19 protein-coding genes are annotated in these 17,578 nt (G+C 44.2%); 2 read left to right on the forward strand and 17 right to left on the reverse strand.

The features are described 5' to 3' along the window. Positions 1–53 precede the first annotated feature (53 nt). Complete coding sequence (locus tag L1D55_RS15415; protein WP_102423858.1) at positions 54–1,268, reverse strand: DUF6363 domain-containing protein; 1,215 nt, start codon at positions 1,266–1,268, stop codon at positions 54–56. A 276-nt stretch (positions 1,269–1,544) separates the two neighbouring features. On the opposite strand from L1D55_RS15415, the gene L1D55_RS15420 reads away from it, so the two are divergent. Continuing rightward, positions 1,545–2,138: a porin family protein gene (locus tag L1D55_RS15420; protein ID WP_239918051.1), complete on the forward strand. Its 594-nt coding sequence runs from the start codon at positions 1,545–1,547 to the stop codon at positions 2,136–2,138. 72 nt (positions 2,139–2,210) lie between these two features. Here L1D55_RS15420 and L1D55_RS15425 read toward each other — a convergent pair whose 3' ends face one another. The 15 genes from L1D55_RS15425 to yceD all read right to left on the reverse strand — a co-directional run bounded on the left by L1D55_RS15425 (position 2,211) and on the right by yceD (position 15,266). Then, complete coding sequence (locus L1D55_RS15425; RefSeq protein WP_239918052.1) at positions 2,211–2,615, reverse strand: hypothetical protein; 405 nt, start codon at positions 2,613–2,615, stop codon at positions 2,211–2,213. 219 nt (positions 2,616–2,834) lie between these two features. Then, the gene (ptsG, locus tag L1D55_RS15430; RefSeq protein WP_102426254.1) at positions 2,835–4,265 is read right to left on the reverse strand and encodes a PTS glucose transporter subunit IIBC; all 1,431 of its coding nucleotides are present in this window, start codon (positions 4,263–4,265) and stop codon (positions 2,835–2,837) included. 444 nt (positions 4,266–4,709) lie between these two features. Continuing rightward, positions 4,710–5,477: a YchF/TatD family DNA exonuclease gene (locus tag L1D55_RS15435; protein ID WP_239918053.1), complete on the reverse strand. Its 768-nt coding sequence runs from the start codon at positions 5,475–5,477 to the stop codon at positions 4,710–4,712. After that, positions 5,468–6,433 carry a DNA polymerase III subunit delta' gene (locus L1D55_RS15440; protein ID WP_239918054.1) on the reverse strand — a complete coding sequence of 322 codons (966 nt, stop codon included), beginning with the start codon at positions 6,431–6,433 and terminating at the stop codon, positions 5,468–5,470. Before L1D55_RS15440 ends, L1D55_RS15435 begins: the two co-directional genes overlap by 10 nt. Before the next feature lie 6 nt (positions 6,434–6,439). Continuing rightward, the gene (gene tmk, locus L1D55_RS15445; protein WP_137409087.1) at positions 6,440–7,072 is read right to left on the reverse strand and encodes a dTMP kinase; all 633 of its coding nucleotides are present in this window, start codon (positions 7,070–7,072) and stop codon (positions 6,440–6,442) included. A 10-nt stretch (positions 7,073–7,082) separates the two neighbouring features. Further along, a complete protein-coding gene (mltG, locus tag L1D55_RS15450; protein ID WP_239918055.1) occupies positions 7,083–8,099 on the reverse strand; it encodes an endolytic transglycosylase MltG in 1,017 nt (338 codons plus the stop codon). Then, positions 8,096–8,938 (reverse strand): aminodeoxychorismate lyase, encoded by an 843-nt coding sequence (pabC, locus tag L1D55_RS15455; protein WP_239918056.1) that lies wholly within the window; start codon positions 8,936–8,938, stop codon positions 8,096–8,098. Before pabC ends, mltG begins: the two co-directional genes overlap by 4 nt. A gap of 102 nt (positions 8,939–9,040) precedes the next feature. After that, on the reverse strand, positions 9,041–10,285 hold the full coding sequence (gene fabF, locus L1D55_RS15460) for a beta-ketoacyl-ACP synthase II (protein ID WP_004737382.1): 1,245 nt from the start codon (positions 10,283–10,285) through the stop codon (positions 9,041–9,043). A 93-nt stretch (positions 10,286–10,378) separates the two neighbouring features. Then, complete coding sequence (gene acpP / locus L1D55_RS15465; RefSeq protein ID WP_004737381.1) at positions 10,379–10,612, reverse strand: acyl carrier protein; 234 nt, start codon at positions 10,610–10,612, stop codon at positions 10,379–10,381. Positions 10,613–10,778: 166 nt separating this feature from the next. Further along, positions 10,779–11,513, reverse strand: a complete 735-nt coding sequence (gene fabG / locus L1D55_RS15470; RefSeq protein ID WP_004737380.1) for a 3-oxoacyl-ACP reductase FabG — start codon at positions 11,511–11,513, stop codon at positions 10,779–10,781. A gap of 24 nt (positions 11,514–11,537) precedes the next feature. Beyond that, positions 11,538–12,461: an ACP S-malonyltransferase gene (gene fabD / locus L1D55_RS15475; protein WP_239918057.1), complete on the reverse strand. Its 924-nt coding sequence runs from the start codon at positions 12,459–12,461 to the stop codon at positions 11,538–11,540. A gap of 80 nt (positions 12,462–12,541) precedes the next feature. Continuing rightward, positions 12,542–13,492 (reverse strand): beta-ketoacyl-ACP synthase III, encoded by a 951-nt coding sequence (locus L1D55_RS15480; protein ID WP_063524221.1) that lies wholly within the window; start codon positions 13,490–13,492, stop codon positions 12,542–12,544. A 5-nt stretch (positions 13,493–13,497) separates the two neighbouring features. After that, positions 13,498–14,523, reverse strand: coding sequence for a phosphate acyltransferase PlsX (plsX, locus tag L1D55_RS15485; RefSeq protein ID WP_004737377.1), 1,026 nt, complete (start codon positions 14,521–14,523; stop codon positions 13,498–13,500). Positions 14,524–14,532: 9 nt separating this feature from the next. After that, on the reverse strand, positions 14,533–14,703 hold the full coding sequence (rpmF, locus tag L1D55_RS15490; protein ID WP_004737376.1) for a 50S ribosomal protein L32: 171 nt from the start codon (positions 14,701–14,703) through the stop codon (positions 14,533–14,535). A 35-nt stretch (positions 14,704–14,738) separates the two neighbouring features. Continuing rightward, positions 14,739–15,266, reverse strand: a complete 528-nt coding sequence (gene yceD / locus L1D55_RS15495) for a 23S rRNA accumulation protein YceD (RefSeq protein ID WP_004737375.1) — start codon at positions 15,264–15,266, stop codon at positions 14,739–14,741. 149 nt (positions 15,267–15,415) lie between these two features. Between yceD and L1D55_RS15500 the strand changes: the two genes are divergently transcribed. Beyond that, entirely contained in the window at positions 15,416–15,997 is a 582-nt protein-coding gene (locus tag L1D55_RS15500; protein WP_239918058.1) for a nucleoside triphosphate pyrophosphatase, read from the forward strand. 260 nt (positions 15,998–16,257) lie between these two features. Here the strand turns inward: L1D55_RS15500 and rluC are convergent, their stop codons facing one another. Beyond that, complete coding sequence (gene rluC / locus L1D55_RS15505; protein ID WP_061033780.1) at positions 16,258–17,202, reverse strand: 23S rRNA pseudouridine(955/2504/2580) synthase RluC; 945 nt, start codon at positions 17,200–17,202, stop codon at positions 16,258–16,260. Positions 17,203–17,578: the final 376 nt, after the last annotated feature.

A 17,578-nucleotide genomic window follows, 5' to 3' on the forward strand; every position in this document is an offset into this window, starting at 1 on the left:
TTTTCATTTCAGTATGTTATCTCAACAAGACTAGCTATAGCTTTATTCCCGTACTATTTATCAATAACAATACTTGCCAACTGCGGCATGTGCGAACTGCGAGCATTTTCTGTTGTGGTATAAGTTTCAACGAATCGGTAGCCGGCCTCTAAACCCAATTCGTAATCATGGAGCAAATCTTCTTTGTCACTCATTAAAGAGCTCGATTTTAACGGTTTACTTGGCGCGATCTGCACCACAAAAGCATCATCCGGAGGAGAATTCAAAAAGTCTTGAGTCAACGAGTAGGTTTGGTAGTGCACCATCAACATGTCGGCCAACCCAGAATCAAACTTATCACCAATCAAATGGCTTAGACGGTAAATATCATCAGCCCCAAACAACCATCGACCGCCATTGAGTAAATCTAAATGCCCACGGTCACGCTTCTGTTCTTTAGAACGGAGGATCTGTTGCTGGAAGAAAGAAGTCCAGTCCGTCTTCCATTGCTCCACTTTTTGTTGCCAATGACCTTGAACACTATCGAACGATTCTCGGAACCACTCTAGCTCCTCGGCGGTTACCGGTTTTGGTGCTTGGATTTTCTGTTGCTGCTGTGGCGCTTGAACTAGCGGTCTTCCCTCTTCATCCGTTACTGGCTCAGTACGAATCACCACAATAGAACGAGCTTGCCTTCGCCACGCTTCTTGAACGGGAATAGAGGCAGACACACCGCCATCCACATAAGCGCTATCACCAATCAAGATCTCATCATTGTACAAACGAGGGATGGCACAAGTCGCAATCATCACCTTGTACCAATCGTCCCCCAATAGAGGGAAGTAGTGATCTCTTAAATCTTTAGAATCCGTTACCGCCGCATAGAAGTGGCGTTCACCTAAGGTTTGCCGCCCTAAATCAAGATCGAGCTTATAAGGGTAAGCCATGATTTGCTCTAAGGCCCACTCAAGCCCTAAATTCTTCCTGTGCCGTATGTAAGAGAACAGATTAAAGAACTCTGGAGACGTGGTAAGGTCAAGGACAAAGGAACGCCCTAAGCCTTTATCACGGCACAAATAGGCACATAAGTTAAGCGCACCTGCCGAGGTACCGAAAAACTCATCGAAAGGGTCAAAATTAGAAAGGAGAAAAGCGTCGAGAACGCCTGAAGTAAAAATACTTCTCTGCCCACCACCTTGAGCGACCAGTGCTGTTTTACCAGCAATAAACTTAGCGTAATAATCTAAGTCTATTGCTGTATCAATATTGGTTACAATCCCACTATTCATTATTCCCTGAGTATAAAAACTCAGCCTCGCAATAAATGGTATTAACTACCAATCGCAATAAAGCCAAATGAAAGAATGACGAAGTAAATAAACGCTGTAATTTGTAGGGCATTTTTCAGATTATGTTCCATAGACACCTCTGGCTTATTATTAATTTGTCGAGTCTCTATTTAAGTACTATCAGGTGTGTGAAGTATCTTCAAGAATCGTCGAAATTAGTCGCACGATATTGATGTAACCATCACAATTAGTAAGTGTATGGATAAGGATATACTCATGAATAACAAAGTAAATGTGACGATGTTAGTTGCGCTTCTCTCGGCTTCGAGTGTTTATGCCTCACCGGAGATCATTATTACTCCGATGGTGGGTTATACCGGTGGTGGTAGTGTCGAAGATCAAGATGGCAAAACCTATGACATGAAAGGATCTGAAAACTACACCTTTGCGATTGAGACACCACTTGAGAAAGGGCGTGTTGGTTTCTTTTACTCAAACCAAAGCTCTGAACTAGAAACGCTCAACCTGAGCTCCTCGATCCAATATCTGCACTTTCAAAGTAGCATTTACTACCCGGCTTCCTCGGTATTGTCTGGATACCTAGGCTTAGGTCTAGGCGCCTCATATGTAGATGTAGACTGGGCGAAAGATAAATACGGCTTCTCTACGTCAATCTTTGGCGGCTTAGAATATAAATTGAGCGATCGCTTAGCGCTGAATACCCAAGTTCGTTGGTTAGGAACGGTGGTTGATAACGACACAACAGGTGTATGTAACATTCCAAGCAATGGGCAAGACTGCATTATTCGTTTTGATACCGACTGGATGAATCAATTCCAAGCTAATGTCGGATTAAGTTTTACTTTCTAGATAGCAATAAATGCTAGAAATGAAAAGCCATCATACGCTGGCTTTTTTCTGTAACTCGTTTTAAGTTCAACCTTAGAACTTGTAGGTCACGCCCAAAGCACCACCTAGCTGTAACTCAACGCCTTTGTACATGTCGAGTTCTGGGTGAAGTTGTGCGTAAGCATTCCAACCTTCGTAGAAGTTCACTTTGACACCTAGCGGTAAACGCAAACCAAAGTCGTCATTCCACTCTGCCCATGCACCCGCACCAACATACCAGCTTAACGGCGCTTCTGTCTCAAACTGACCACGCTTCCAAATATAATCAAATGCAGCACCGTCATTACCAACAGTGACACGGTATTTCTGGTCAAACTCAACAACGGCACTCAGATCTTGGTCAACGGCTAAACCAACTTCTAACGCAGGAGCTTCAGAAGCATGAGCAAAAGAGGTGAGGCTGCCGCACATAAGGCCAATCAAGTAACGATGTTTCATAGTATTCTCAAACTGTTTCAAAAAGCGGTAGGTTAATTAAAAACCAGCACCATTTGTCATCATAACGTTAAAGATAGCAGGTCATCAAAGATGATGAGCATAGGTGATTAGTTTCAAATGAAAGCTAAATAACTGAGAGATAAAAGAATAAGCCTGATGAAACAGTATAAACAAAAAAGGAGGCCAATCGGCCTCCTTTCAATTTATTGAATCAGTAAATTAACCGTTGTTACGGATCCACTCATCCATGTCTGTTTTCAGGTTGTCAGATTTAGTACCGAAGATAGCTTGTACGCCACCCGCTACTACTACAACACCTGCAGCACCTAGTTTCTTCAGCTTGTCTTGGTCAACAACTGCTGTATCAGCAACTGCAACACGTAGACGAGTGATACAAGCGTCAAGACCAGTGATGTTAGCTTTACCGCCGAATGCAGCAACTAGCTCACCAGCAAGTTCAGAACCAGTCGCAACTGCTTCGTCTTCTGACTCGTCTTCACGACCTGGAGTTTTAAGGTCTAAAGCTTTAATCACAGTGCGGAATACGATGTAGTAGATTGCAGCGTAAGCAATACCACAAACAACCATTAGCCCCATCTTAGACGCGTGGCCAGATAGAACTAGGAAGTCGATTAGACCGTGTGAGAAAGATGTACCGTGTACAAAACCTAGAGTGTTCGCAAGAACGTAAGCAGAACCAGCTAGTAGAGCGTGGATTGCGTACAGTACTGGAGCAACGAATAGGAATGAGAATTCGATTGGTTCAGTGATACCTGTTAGGAATGAAGTTAACGCAGCAGAAGCCATGATACCCATTACTTTAGCGCGGTTTTCAGGCTTAGCTGAGTGTGCAATTGCGATTGCAGCAGCAGGTAGACCGAACATCTTGAACATGTAACCACCAGCTAGCTGACCGAAGCCATTGCCCGCTGCACGAGATGCGTCATCAGCAACTAGGTAACAAGTAAGAACACCGTTTTGAGTTTCGCCAGCAGCGTTTACACAAGTACCAGCTTCGAAGAAGAATGGTACGTTCCATACGTGGTGAAGACCAAATGGAATTAGAGAACGCTCAACGATACCGTAGATACCAAACGCCACTTGTGGGTTTTGGTGAGCAGCCCAATCAGAGAACGCAGAGATAGCGCCGCCAACTGGTGGCCATACTACAGATAGTAGGATTGCTAGACCGATCGCAGAGAAACCTGTGATGATTGGCACAGCACGCTTACCAGCGAAGAAGCCAAGGTACTCAGGAAGTTGAATACGGAAGAAACGGTTGAATGCCCAAGCAGCAACACCACCGACTAGGATACCACCTAGTACACCAGTATCGATTTTATCAACGCCCATTACACCAGCCATTACGCCTAGTGTAGCAGTCATGATGCCGTAACCAACGATTGCTGCTAGACCAGCAACACCATCGTTGTTAGTAAAGCCAAGTGCAACACCTACTGCGAACAGTAGTGCCATTTGACCAAATACTGAACCACCAGCTTGTTCCATTAGGTTTGAAACAATTTCTGGAATGAAAGGAAGATCTGCTGCACCGACACCTAGCAAAATACCCGCAACTGGTAAAACTGATACTGGAAGCATCAGAGACTTACCAACTTTTTGCAGGCTAGCAAAAAGGTTCTTAAACATGTTTATGCTCCTGATAAAGATAAAATAATTATATGGGTTCTAACGGCACACCCCCGTAGCCTATATGTTAGCACCCAGTGAAAATGTAACCATGTATTGCATTATATTTTCTGCCGCTAAATATATATTGATGCAGAACTAACTTTCTAGTGACTTACGAAATTTAGTTTCAAAACACGTCTTGGATCACATGTCAAATTTAGAAATGCAATGGTTTACAACAAAATAAACCTTTGATATTAAATGATATTTCTGAAAGTTATTATTATTTTACTGGGTAAATAAAATAAGAGTGAATGTTATTTTTAGTAACAAAATTACAAATGTTATAATTCACGCTCCCAAGTTCAACATAATTCGTAAACATTAAAAAAAAACGTATTTTTGGTGATCAAAAACACAAAAAGGGAGCTTTCGCTCCCTTTTATTTGTTTAGTTCATTTTTTATCGCAAAAAAAGTTTCTGATAATTTTTGGTCGTTTGTTCAGCAACCTCTTTCATCGAAATGCCCTTCAACTGCGCAATATAGGCAGCCACCTCGACTACATATGCAGGCTGATTCTGCTTCCCACGATATGGGATTGGCGCCAGGTATGGAGAGTCCGTTTCAATTAGTAGCCTATCTAGCGGTAGGTTTTTAACAACCTCTTTAAGTTCTGTTGCTTGCTTAAAGGTCACAATGCCTGAAATTGAAATATAGAACCCTAATTCCATAGCCGCTTCAGCAAACGCCTGATCTTCAGTAAAACAGTGGATAACACCACCGCACTTCTCAGCGCCACCGTCACGAAGAATCGCAAGTGTATCTTCACGCGCATTACGGGTATGAATGATCAAAGGCTTGTTCAATTCTACCGCTAGCTCAACATGCTGTTTGAATCGCAGTTGCTGCAATTCCGCAGTTTCAGGTTGATAGTGGTAATCCAAACCGGTTTCACCTATCGCAACCACTTTAGGGTTGCTCGCGTATTCACGCATTCTTTCAAGGCTGAAATCACTTTCAACATCAAGAGGATGAACGCCACAAGACGCTTTAACGTTATCAAACGGCGCTATCATTTCGAGCATGTTTTCAAACGAATCTAGTGTCACACCCACTGAAAGTAGTTGTTCAACATTCGCTGCTTTCGCTTTGTTAACGACATCTTCTACACTGGTGTGTAAATCTTGGTAATCCAGCTTGTCTAAATGACAGTGGGAATCTACGAACATGTTTCCTCGCAAGTGGCTATCAGCCAATTCATTATGAGTAGCTCCGTATTGAGCCCAGGGTGTTGCTTCAACTGCTCAATCAGTATCAATAGTTTATGTGCTGCAGTATAGGCGATTTGGTAGGACATCACCTCACACAGCGTGTTCGCACTTGGGGTTATGGCATTATTTGCCAAACCGAAATGCAACTTCTGTACGTCTGACAGTAAGTGCCATAACCAACCAAGCTGTATCAAAGGATCTTTAGCAAGCTCAGTCGAGAACTTAAGCATGTCTGGCTGAGTGCCTTTAACGATATGAACGAAACCGTCGAATATTTTCTCGGAAGCCTCTACACCGCCTTCTTCAAACATCGCTTTCGCTTTCAACGGCGCATTATCGTTAAGTGCCAAAATATACGTTGGCACAGCCTTACCTACTTCCCCATCAAGCCATGCTGAGCCCGCTTCCAATTGTGGGCTCACCACATTGAATTGCTGACAGCGACTGATGATGGTTGGCATGAGGCGATTACTGTTACGAGTCGACAGAATGAAAATACACTGGCTTGATGGCTCTTCGAGAGTTTTCAGCAAAGCATTGGAAGCCGACTCATTCATCGCCTCAGCAGGTTCAAGTAAGATAACGCGTAAACCGCCCAACTGAGATGATTCTTGAGCCCAGCGATTACTTGCACGTACTTGATCAACCGTGATCGATTTGCCTTCTTTCTCTGGCGAGATGACATGATAATCCGGATGGCTACCCGATTTCATCAACTCACAGCTATGGCAAAACCCACACACCTCGCTTTCATAGTTAGTGCACATTAATGCATCAGTAAGCTGGCTAATGAGAGCATCAACGCCCAACCCTTCCGGCGCATTAACAATCACAGAATTCGGAAAACGCTCAGCATCGAGGCTTTTTTTCCACTCACTCCAAACTGGCGTGAGCCAAGAATACACTTCCGCCATGACTACCTACTGTTGGTCTAGCCACGTACTAAGCGCTTGCTTAATATCCGCGGCTACTTGTTCTATCTCTTGCTCTGCATTGATCACAAGAACCGAATCATCTTGCGCAGCGATCTCAAGGTAACGTTCACGCGTGCGATCGAAGAAAGAGATATCCATCTTTTCAATTCTATCTAGCTCACCACGGCCACGTGCACGCTCAAGCCCTACTCTAGGGTCTAAGTCCAAGTATAGAGTTAGATCCGGCTTAAAATCGCCTAGCGTGGTTGCTTTCAATGATTCCATTGTCGTACGCGCGATCTGGCGCCCACCACCTTGATACGCTTGAGAAGACATATCATGACGATCACCCAATACCCATTTACCGCTATCTAAAGCCGGCTTAATCACGTTTTCGACTAATTGAACACGTGCAGCGTACATCAGCAGTAACTCAGTCATGTCTTGAAGCTTTTCGCCTTCGTGCTCTTCTTTGACCAGTGAACGCATCTTTTCTGCCAGCACGGTACCGCCTGGTTCACGAGTGTTTACGAGCTCTTCAACACCAGATGCTTTCAATGTCTCAACGATGGCATTGATAGCTGTGCTTTTACCCGCACCTTCAAGGCCTTCAACCACGATAAATTTCGACTGATTCATAATTCGTTCTTTATTTGTTTTTTCTTAATTGTTTTAAGTAAGCTCGTACTGCACGGTTGTGCTCAGCCAAACTCTTTGAAAATACATGCCCACCAGTGCCACTCGCGACAAAATAGAGGTAGTTGCTCTTTTCTGGGTTCAGGGCCGCATTAATTGACGCTCGCCCCGCCATAGCAATCGGCGTTGGCGGCAAACCACTCATAGTGTATGTGTTGTATGGCGTTGGGGTTCTTAGATCTTTCTTACGGATATTGCCATCGTAGCTATCACCCATTCCATAAATCACCGTTGGGTCCGTTTGTAGACGCATACGCTTGTTCAAACGGTTGACGAACACAGACGACACACGTTCGCGCTCTGAAGCAACAGCAGTCTCTTTCTCAATGATGGATGCCAGAATCAGCGCTTCATAAGGTGACTTAAGAGGCAGCTTGTCCGCTCTCTTTTCCCACTCGTCGTTCACAACGTTCATGAGATCGCGATGTGCTCGCTTCAGCAGATCTAAATCTGTGGTGCCGTAGGTGTAGTGGTAGGTCTCCGCTAAGAACAAACCTTCTAGCTTCTCATTTTCAATACCCAGCTTTTCAGCGATCTCTTTTTCAGAAACCCCATCAAGCGTTTGTTGAATAAACTCATTGTTCTTTAACTGAACAAGCCACTCGTCAAAACGACTGCCTTCAACAAAGGTGATAGTAAACTGATGCTCTTTCCCTTCGACAAGAACCTGTAGAGCTTGCTCAAGCGTTAAACCCGGCTCTAGCAGGAATGTTCCCGCTTTTACATCAACAAGCTCAGGGTGAAGCTTGCGGATTAACTTCTCATAAGGAGATGACTCAAATAGGCCTTCATTAATCAGCTGCGCAAGTACACGATTAAAACTGCTACCAGAGGCGATGGTAACCACCTGCGGCTTTTCCAATTGAATAACTTGTTTGAGGTTACCTTGCGCTTGGTTGTAAACGTAGAACCCAGCAGCGCCCGCTGCGATTAGGCACAAGATAATAAAAATAAATAACTTTTTGATCACGAGTTTAGTTGTCCTTGAAGGCTACGAGTAACGGTTCCAATGTTAAATTGGGTTTCACTAATACGGGTAACAGGAGCAACCCCTAAAATGGAGTTGGTAATGAAAACCTCGTCAGCTTGCATGACTTGAGGTAAGCAGTAGTCAGCAATAGTAACGGAAAGTTCAGTTTGATTCAGCGTCGTTAACACTTGCTTACGCATAACGCCTGCAACACCACTTTGGGTAAGCTGCGGAGTATAAATGACCTTACCTTGACGCCAAAATAGATTGGCCATGGTGGTTTCAATCACATTGCCTGAGATATCAAGAACCAAACCGTCAACTTCACCAGCCTGATCCATTTCATCCTTCATCAATACTTGTTCTAAGCGATTGTTATGTTTGTGACCAGCAAGTAACGGACTCAAACCGAGTGCTTGGCGACAAACTCCGAGCTCAACTCCGTTGTCTTGCCATTCTGCATAGTGGCTTGGGTAATCAAACGTACTAATGGTAATGGTTGGCTTAGCAATGTTCTTGGTACTGTAGCCTCTCCCACCAGCACCACGGCTAACATGCAGCTTTATTCCGGCTTTTCTACTATTAGACTTGTTTGCACTTTCGTGGTGGCTGTTTTGGATGTGTTGAATTGCACTAGCTAGCCACGCGTTAACCACATTCCAATCTAATGCAGAAATACGTAACGCTTTTAGACATTCATCGACACGGTACTGATGGTCGTGAAAATGCTCAATCTCACCATTTGAGACAAGCATAGTCGTAAAACAGCCGTCTCCGTATTGAAACGAACGGTCTAAGATGTCGATAGTTTGCTGGCTTTCTCCGTCAACCCAAAACATGTTTTTCCCCATAAAAAGAAACGGCTCAATGCTAAGCATCAAGCCGTTTAAAAACAAGTCTAATTATGACTATCTACGACGTTTAGGTCTTTTATGAGATGATTAAATCTTTTTGAAGATCAAACAGCCGTTTGTACCACCGAAACCGAAAGAGTTACATGCAGCATATTCCATGTTGCTAACTTTACGTGCGGTGTGAGGTACTAGGTCAATGTCTAAGCCTTCTTCAGGATCATCTAGGTTGATTGTTGGTGGAACAATTTGATCAACCAGAGACATAGCCGTGATGATAGCTTCAGCAGAACCTGCAGCACCTAGAAGGTGGCCTGTCATTGATTTCGTAGAAGAAACCAGTACTTGCTTGCTGCCAGCTTCGCCAAGAGCACGTTTGATACCCTTAACTTCTGCTACGTCGCCTGCAGGAGTCGATGTACCGTGTGCATTCACATAACCGATTTGCTCACCAGTAATGCCGGCATCACGCATCGCCGCTTCCATTGCTAGTGCGCCACCAGAGCCATCTTCACTTGGAGATGTCATATGGTAAGCGTCACCCGACATACCGAAGCCAACTAGCTCACAGTAAATCTTAGCGCCACGAGCTTTCGCATGTTCGTACTCTTCAAGAACCATCATGCCTGCACCGTCACCAAGAACGAAACCGTCACGGCCTTTGTCCCATGGACGAGAAGCTTTTTGAGGCTCGTCGTTGCGAGTAGATAGTGCCTTAGCTGCACCAAAACCGCCCATACCTAGTGGTGTAGATGCTTTTTCAGCACCACCCGCTAGCATTGCGTCAGCATCGCCGTATGCAATCATACGTGCCGCGTGACCAATGTTATGTAGGCCAGTTGTACATGCAGTAGAAATAGCGATGTTAGGACCGCGTAGACCACGCATGATAGACATGTGACCAGCAATCATGTTCACGATCGTTGACGGAACAAAGAATGGGCTAATTTTACGAGGGCCTTTTTCAGTAAGCGCTTGGTGACCAGCTTCGATCAAACCAAGACCACCAATACCAGAACCGATAGCCACACCAATACGTGGTGCGTTCTCATCAGTAACAGTTAGACCAGAATCATCAAGTGCCTGAACACCTGCTGCGACGCCGTATTGGATGAATAGATCCATTTTACGAGCATCTTTTTTAGACATGTACTCTTCGCAGTTAAAGTCTTTAACTAGACCTGCAAAACGAGTTGAGAAATTGGTTGCATCAAAATGCTCGATATTAACGATACCACTTTGACCAGCTAGCAGGGCTTTCCAAGAAGATTCTACAGTGTTGCCTACCGGTGACAACATACCCATGCCAGTGACAACTACACGACGCTTGGACACGATTTTACACTCCGGAGATTGAGATGATTTAAGATGAGGATAGATGAGTTAGATAAAACACAGGCGGTCGAGGTGACCGCCTGGGAGAGATTATTACTGAGCGCTAGTTACGTAATCGATAGCTGCTTGAACAGTAGTAATTTTCTCAGCTTCTTCATCTGGGATTTCAGTGTCGAATTCTTCTTCTAGAGCCATTACTAGCTCAACTGTGTCTAGAGAATCTGCACCTAGGTCATCAACGAAAGAAGCTTCGTTTTTAACTTCAGCTTCGTCTACACCTAGCTGTTCAACAATGATTTTCTTTACGCGTTCTTCGAGGTTGCTCATTTTTTCTTTTCCTTTACAGAGTTCGCTTTATGCGATGTTTTCCGTAGTTTATTCAATCTATTGAAAGTTGCAAGGTCAACTTTTCTGGTCAAACCACAATTTTCACGATTTTAACCGAAATTACGTATGATCTTGACTTAAATCATGCACAAATGTTGCACATAATTTAAACCATGTACATACCGCCATTGACGTGAAGTGTTTCACCTGTGATATAAGCTGCCGCAGGCGACGCCAAAAATACCACAGCTTCAGCGATTTCGCGAGGGTCACCTAGTCGACCTGCTGGTACATTCGCCAAAGTTGCTGCACGTTGATCATCATTTAGCGCTTTAGTCATGTCAGTTTCGATGAAACCTGGAGCAACAGTGTTCACTGTAACGCCACGAGACGCAACTTCACGAGCCATTGATTTAGTAAAGCCAATCACGCCAGCTTTCGCTGCTGCGTAGTTTGCTTGACCAGCGTTACCCATAGTACCAACTACAGAGCCAACGTTTACGATACGGCCTTCACGCTTCTTCATCATGCCACGCAATACAGCTTTAGACATGCGGAAGATAGGTGTTAGGTTAGTGTCAATGATGTCGTTCCATTCGTCGTCTTTCATACGCATTAGTAGGTTGTCACGAGTGATACCTGCGTTGTTAACTAGAATATCAATCGCACCGAACTCATCGTTGATGGTTTTCAGCGTAGCAGCAATTGAGTCAACATCAGTTACGTTCAGAGCAAGACCTTTACCGTTCTCGCCAAGGTACTCACTGATTGCAGCAGCGCCGCCTTCAGATGTAGCCGTACCGATAACTTTAGCACCACGCTCAACTAAAAGTTCAGCGATTGCACGACCGATACCACGGCTTGCGCCTGTAACTAGTGCAACTTTGCCTTCTAAATTCATCATAACTTCTCTATTAAGTGGTTATTACTTAGCAGCTTCTAGTGATGCAGTGTCGTTAACTGCAGCAGCTGTCATAGTTTTTACGATTCGTTTTGTTAGGCCAGTAAGAACTTTACCAGGACCTAATTCAAGTAGCTTCTCAACGCCTTGCTCATTCATCGCTTGAACACCTTCAGTCCAACGAACTGGGCTGTAAAGTTGACGAACAAGTGCATCTTTAATTTTTGCAGGGTCTGTTTCAGCAACAACATCAACGTTATTGATAACAGGTAGCGCTGGCGTGTTGAACTCTAGAGCTTCTAGAGCCACCGCTAGCTTGTCTGCTGCCGGTTTCATTAGTGCACAATGAGACGGTACAGATACTGGTAGAGGAAGTGCACGCTTAGCGCCCGCTTCTTTACATAGTGCACCAGCACGCTCTACTGCCGCTTTGTTACCCGCGATAACAACTTGACCAGGAGAGTTGAAGTTCACTGGAGAAACAACTTCGCCTTGTGCCGCTTCTTCACACGCTTTAGCAATCGCTTCATCATCTAGACCGATGATTGCGTACATAGCACCAACGCCTGCAGGAACTGCTTCTTGCATTAATTGACCACGTAGTTCAACTAGCTTGATCGCTTCTTTAAAGTCGATAACGCCAGCACATACTAGTGCAGAGTATTCACCTAAGCTGTGACCCGCTAAGTTTGCAGGTTGCTCTAGGCCAAGCTCTTGCCATACACGCCAAATTGCAACAGACGCTGTTAATAGAGCCGGTTGAGTGTGGAAAGTTTCATTTAGATTTTCTACTGGGCCATCTTGAACTAATGCCCATAGATCGTAACCAAGTGCTTCTGAAGCTTCAGCAAATGTTTGTTTAACAACATCATACTGTTCACCTAGGTCTGCAAGCATACCGATAGCTTGAGAGCCTTGGCCTGGGAATACGATAGCAAACTTGCTCATTGTAATTTTCCTTTAAGCAAAGCAAAAAATTGAATAAGGCACATAAGTTATGTGCCTTGTTTGTAGATTTTCGCTTAGGGTTAGAATTTAACTAACGCAGAACCCCAAGTGAAGCCGCCGCCAAATGCTTCCAATAGAAGTGTTTGACCGCGTTTAATTCGTCCGTCACGAACAGCCTCATCTAATGCTGTTGGTACAGTAGCCGCTGACGTGTTGCCGTGCTTATCAAGGGTAATCACCACTTGATCCAGTGACATCGTCAGTTTTTTAGCCGTTGCCGAAATAATACGGTAGTTCGCTTGGTGTGGGACTAACCAATCAAGCTCTGACTTATCCATGTTATTTGCAGCTAATGTGTCTTTAACCAGCTTAGATAGCTGAGTTACCGCCACTTTGAATACTTCGTTGCCCGCCATGTGCAGCCATTTGTCTGCATCACCGCCACGCTCTGGTACTTCAAGGCTTAGAAGCTCACCGTATTTACCATCAGAGTAAATGTGAGTCGACAAAATACCTGGCTCTTCGCTTGCGCCTACAACCACCGCGCCTGCTGCATCACCAAATAGGATGATCGTAGAGCGGTCAGTCGGATCACAGGTTTTTGACAGTGCATCAGCACCAATCACCAAAACGTTCTTACACATGCCTGATTTGATGTGCTGATCTGCAACAGACAAAGCATAGACAAAACCAGAACACGCTGCAGCCAAATCAAACGCAGGGCAGCCTTTGATACCAAGCTTACCTTGTACCTGACATGCCGAAGACGGGAATGTGTGGCTACTACTGGTGGTCGCAACGATGATTAAATCAATCTCTTCTTTGTCGATACCTGCCATTTCAATGGCATTTTCAGCAGCGTAAAACGCCATATCTGCAACGGTTTCGTTTTCCGCTGAAATACGACGCTCTTTAATACCTGTTCTAGCAACGATCCACTCATCGCTAGTCTCTACCATTTTCTCTAAGTCTGCGTTAGTTCGCACCTGAGATGGCAAGTAGCTGCCAGTACCTAAAATTTTGCTATACATGAAGACTAATAATGCCTCTCGAGTAAAACCGCTTCCAAACGATCGCTAATGCGGCTGGGGACTTGTCGTTTGACCTCGTGTACTGCCTCGCCAATCGCGTTGACAACTGCAGATACATCAGCACTTCCATGACTTTTAATGACAATGCCGCGCAATCCTAACAAACTTGCGCCGTTATACTGGTCGGGGTTCAAGGTTTTTAATTCAGTAAATAGCTCAGAAAACAACATTCTGGCTATCCAACCCTTTATAGTTGAAGCCATCATGCGCGTTTTTAGCTTATCAATAAAGAGCTGAGCCGTACCTTCGCACGTTTTTAAGCAGACATTGCCCACAAAACCATCACATACGACGACATCAGCAGCATCTTGAAGGAGTTGGTTACCTTCAATATAGCCTATGAAGTTCACAGACTGAGTATTCGACAACATTTCAGCGCATCGTTTTACAAGGTCATTACCTTTAATTTCTTCGGCGCCGATATTTAAAATAGCGACACGTGGAGCGCGACCTAAATGTTGTTCCGCTAATGCACTGCCCATCACAGCAAACTGGAAAAGCGAATCTGCATCACTAGATACATTCGCCCCTAAATCAAGCATCCAAGTACGATTTCCTGAAGCAGTAGGCAAAGCTGAAACCAATGCGGGCCTATCAATGCCAGGGAGGAGCTTAAGTCGAAAACGGGACAGAGCCATCAATGCGCCGGTGTTGCCACCACTCACACAAGCATCGGCTTGAGAGTCGGCGACCAGATCAATAGCAGCACGCATGGAGCTACCCTGACTGTTACGCAAGGCTAGTGAAGGTTTTTCAGAATTGGAAATAACTCGATCGCAATGCTGAATACTCAAACGAGAGTCAGGCACTCGACCTAATGAAGATAATTGAGATGTGATCGCGTTTCGATCACCTATGAGAATGACTTTTAGCTCTGGGAAATACGACAGTGCCTGCACGGCGGCAGGCACTGTTACACGAGGACCGAAGTCCCCGCCCATTGCATCAAGCGCAACGGTTAGATTTTGCAAAGGTCAACCTTACTTGTTGATAACCTTTTTGCCGCGGTAGAAACCTTCCGCAGTCACGTTGTGACGTAGGTGAGTTTCACCTGAAGTTGCGTCTACAGAAAGTGCAGCTGTAGTTAGCGCATCGTGTGAACGACGCATGCCACGCATTGAACGTGATTTCTTGCTCTTTTGTACGGCCATTGACCCTACTCCTATGTAAATTCTTAAAGAAGCAGTTACTTCTTCAAGCTTTTTAAAACATCAAATGGATTCGGCTTCTTGTCTTCCTCAATTTCTTCAGGAAGTTCACCAAACACCAAGTTATTTGAGTTAACGCTACATTTCGCATTATCGTGCATTGCTATTTGTGGCAATCCAAGGATGAACTCGTCTTCAACTAGTTGAATCAGGTCTAACTCACCGTACTCGTTCAGATCTACCAAATCGTACTCTTCCGGTGCTTCCTCTTCACTTTTCTCATTATAATAAGGAGTATAAGTGAATTGGACATCGCACTCATGTGCGAAAACCTCATTACAACGCTGACACTCTAAATCGACTTCGACGTTAGCTTTACCAGAGATAACGACTAATCGTTGTTCATCAAGCCCAAATGACAATGAGACTTGCGCGTCACGTTTTACGCCTTCAGTTGCGTCAGCTAAACGCTTAAAAAGACTGGTTTGGATGATGCCATCTAAATCTAGTCGTTTCTGAGCCGTTCTTGCCGGATCAACTGTACGCGGTATTTTTACCTTTTGCATAGGGCGCGAATCTTATCTTCCAAATCGAGTTTAGTCAAAGGAAATGGCAAAAAAAGTACACTTTTTTACCTTTCCCATACAGAGCATTATGAATAGCGGGATAACTTCCTATATCCTACTGTAAATGCTTCTATGAATTGTAAATTAAAATGAAAAATTACCAACTAGTTTTAGCCTCTACCTCACCATTTAGGCAAGAGATCCTCAAAAAGCTACAAATTAGCTTCATTACAGCCAAGCCTGACTGCGACGAAACACCGATTTCAGGGGAGACTCCACAACAGTTGGTCATGCGCCTCGCTGAAACCAAAGCTAAATCTTGCGTTGTTGATCAGCCAAGTTTGGTGATTGGCTCGGATCAAGTCTGCGTAATTGATGGCGAGATCATAGGCAAGCCGCACACGCGTGAAAAAGCGATAGAGCAGTTGTCTCGTCAAAGTGGCAAGAGCATCACCTTCTATACAGGTGTCACTGTATGGAATAACGAAACCCAGCAAGCTGACACGCGTCTCGATACCTTTATTGTTCACTTCCTAGATTTAACCAAGCAACAAATCATCTCTTATGTTGAAAAAGAAGAACCTTACTGGTGCGCAGGTAGCTTTAAGTGTGAAGGACTAGGTATCGCTTTGTTCAAACAAATGGAAGGGAAAGATCCAAACACGCTTATCGGTCTGCCGCTTATCGATTTGATCGATATGTTAGATGCGCAAGGGATGAGTGTGCTTTAACGGATGCGATATCTTCGCTAGAGATTCCCTACTCCTTCCTTCGTCAGTCTAGGGAATGACGGAAACTAATGATTATTACAATCCTGAGGTCCGCTAGGATTCACTTTATCGTCATCCCCAAGAGCGAGGAACGAGCGAGTTGGGGATCTCTTGTAACAAACACAAACAAAAAAGGTTGATGATATTCGTCAACCTTTATCATTTTCAGATAGCTGATACTAAATCCTGAAAGAGTACTCCCTTTCGTATCTCGTATCTTCTTAAAGCTTACGTAAGCCAGTCAGTGCTTTTTCTAGTCGCGCTTCCATTGGTGCCGAGATATCCATCTTCTCTTCGCTACCTGGGTGCGTGAACTTGATGTTTGCAGCATGTAGGAACAAACGATCCAAACCGACCTTTCCCGTGTAAGCATCAAAACGACGATCACCATAGCGGTCATCCCATGCAATTGGGTGGCCAGTATATTGAGTGTGTACACGGATTTGGTGAGTACGCCCAGTAATAGGACTTGCTTGAATCAGTGTCGCATCTTTGAACTTCTCTAAAACCTTAAAGCGAGTTTCAGAGGCTTTACCATTAGGGTTAACACGAACAATGCTGTTTACTTCATTTTTCAGCAGAGGCGCATTCACCACCTTACAGCTGTTCTTCCACTCGCCCATTACTAAAGCGAAGTAGTATTTTTGAACCGTTTTTTCACGGAACTGTGCTTGAAGATGTCTTAGCGCCGAACGCTTCTTAGCAACAAGCAGGATGCCAGACGTATCTCTATCGATACGGTGCACTAACTCGAGAAAGCGAGCTTCAGGACGCAGTGCGCGCAATGCTTCAATTGCGCCAAACTTAAGTCCACTACCACCATGAACGGCAGTGCCCGATGGTTTGTTTAGAATCAGCATGTGATCATCTTCATAAATGATGCACTGTTCCAATTCTGAAACCTTATTGAGTTTCGTGCTTGGCACGTTCTCTTCAACTTTCTCTTCAATGGTAACTGGCGGGATACGAACTAAATCACCAGCTTTTAGTTTGTACTCAGCCTTGATGCGTTTTTTGTTTACGCGGACTTCGCCTTTACGCACGATTCGGTAAATCATGCTTTTCGGGATGTTTTTTAATTGGTTGCGTAAGAAGTTATCAATACGCTGACCAGCCATATCTTCGTCAATATCGACAAATTGGACTTGGGTTCTAATTTCGCTCATTGCGCTATTGTATCACTGTCACTTTTGATAATTGAGATTTTCTTAGGTCTATTCTGAACTAATTTACTCTTAATTCTTGATCATCTACCACCAAATGGTCGCTTAAGTTCTATATTTCTTTGATTCTTCGAACAAAAAAGCACCAAGATTCCTGCAAATTAAAATATCAATTGATAAATTATTTATAGACAGTGAGTTAGAGCTATCAAAACACAAACAAAAACTGTTTTTTTTACAGCATTCCGACAAAGCAGATTGCTGTGTTTACCGACCACTGCTATAGTTCACAGCTGCTATCAACGGTTTGACTAAAATTTAAACAGACAATCGTTCATAAGCAAGTAAATGAGTAGATAACTCAGATTAGACAGTGCTG

Origin of the sequence: Vibrio sp. Isolate22 (assembly GCF_022398115.1) — a bacterium.
Taxonomy (GTDB): domain Bacteria; phylum Pseudomonadota; class Gammaproteobacteria; order Enterobacterales; family Vibrionaceae; genus Vibrio.

Excerpts from the sequence above, each read along its gene's own strand:
- yceD (WP_004737375.1), bottom strand. The coding sequence starts at position 15,266 with ATGCAAAAGGTAAAAATACCGCGTACAGTTGATCCGGCAAGAACGGCT.
- tmk (WP_137409087.1), bottom strand. The coding sequence starts at position 7,072 with ATGAATCAGTCGAAATTTATCGTGGTTGAAGGCCTTGAAGGTGCGGGT.
- L1D55_RS15440 (WP_239918054.1), bottom strand. The coding sequence starts at position 6,433 with ATGGCGGAAGTGTATTCTTGGCTCACGCCAGTTTGGAGTGAGTGGAAA.
- L1D55_RS15420 (WP_239918051.1), top strand. The coding sequence starts at position 1,545 with ATGAATAACAAAGTAAATGTGACGATGTTAGTTGCGCTTCTCTCGGCT.
- L1D55_RS15415 (WP_102423858.1), bottom strand. The coding sequence starts at position 1,268 with ATGAATAGTGGGATTGTAACCAATATTGATACAGCAATAGACTTAGAT.
- L1D55_RS15425 (WP_239918052.1), bottom strand. The coding sequence starts at position 2,615 with ATGAAACATCGTTACTTGATTGGCCTTATGTGCGGCAGCCTCACCTCT.
- pabC (WP_239918056.1), bottom strand. The coding sequence starts at position 8,938 with ATGTTTTGGGTTGACGGAGAAAGCCAGCAAACTATCGACATCTTAGAC.
- rluC (WP_061033780.1), bottom strand. The coding sequence starts at position 17,202 with ATGAGCGAAATTAGAACCCAAGTCCAATTTGTCGATATTGACGAAGAT.
- acpP (WP_004737381.1), bottom strand. The coding sequence starts at position 10,612 with ATGAGCAACCTCGAAGAACGCGTAAAGAAAATCATTGTTGAACAGCTA.
- L1D55_RS15480 (WP_063524221.1), bottom strand. The coding sequence starts at position 13,492 with ATGTATAGCAAAATTTTAGGTACTGGCAGCTACTTGCCATCTCAGGTG.
- fabG (WP_004737380.1), bottom strand. The coding sequence starts at position 11,513 with ATGAATTTAGAAGGCAAAGTTGCACTAGTTACAGGCGCAAGCCGTGGT.
- L1D55_RS15500 (WP_239918058.1), top strand. The coding sequence starts at position 15,416 with ATGAAAAATTACCAACTAGTTTTAGCCTCTACCTCACCATTTAGGCAA.
- fabD (WP_239918057.1), bottom strand. The coding sequence starts at position 12,461 with ATGAGCAAGTTTGCTATCGTATTCCCAGGCCAAGGCTCTCAAGCTATC.
- rpmF (WP_004737376.1), bottom strand. The coding sequence starts at position 14,703 with ATGGCCGTACAAAAGAGCAAGAAATCACGTTCAATGCGTGGCATGCGT.
- L1D55_RS15435 (WP_239918053.1), bottom strand. The coding sequence starts at position 5,477 with ATGTTCGTAGATTCCCACTGTCATTTAGACAAGCTGGATTACCAAGAT.
- ptsG (WP_102426254.1), bottom strand. The coding sequence starts at position 4,265 with ATGTTTAAGAACCTTTTTGCTAGCCTGCAAAAAGTTGGTAAGTCTCTG.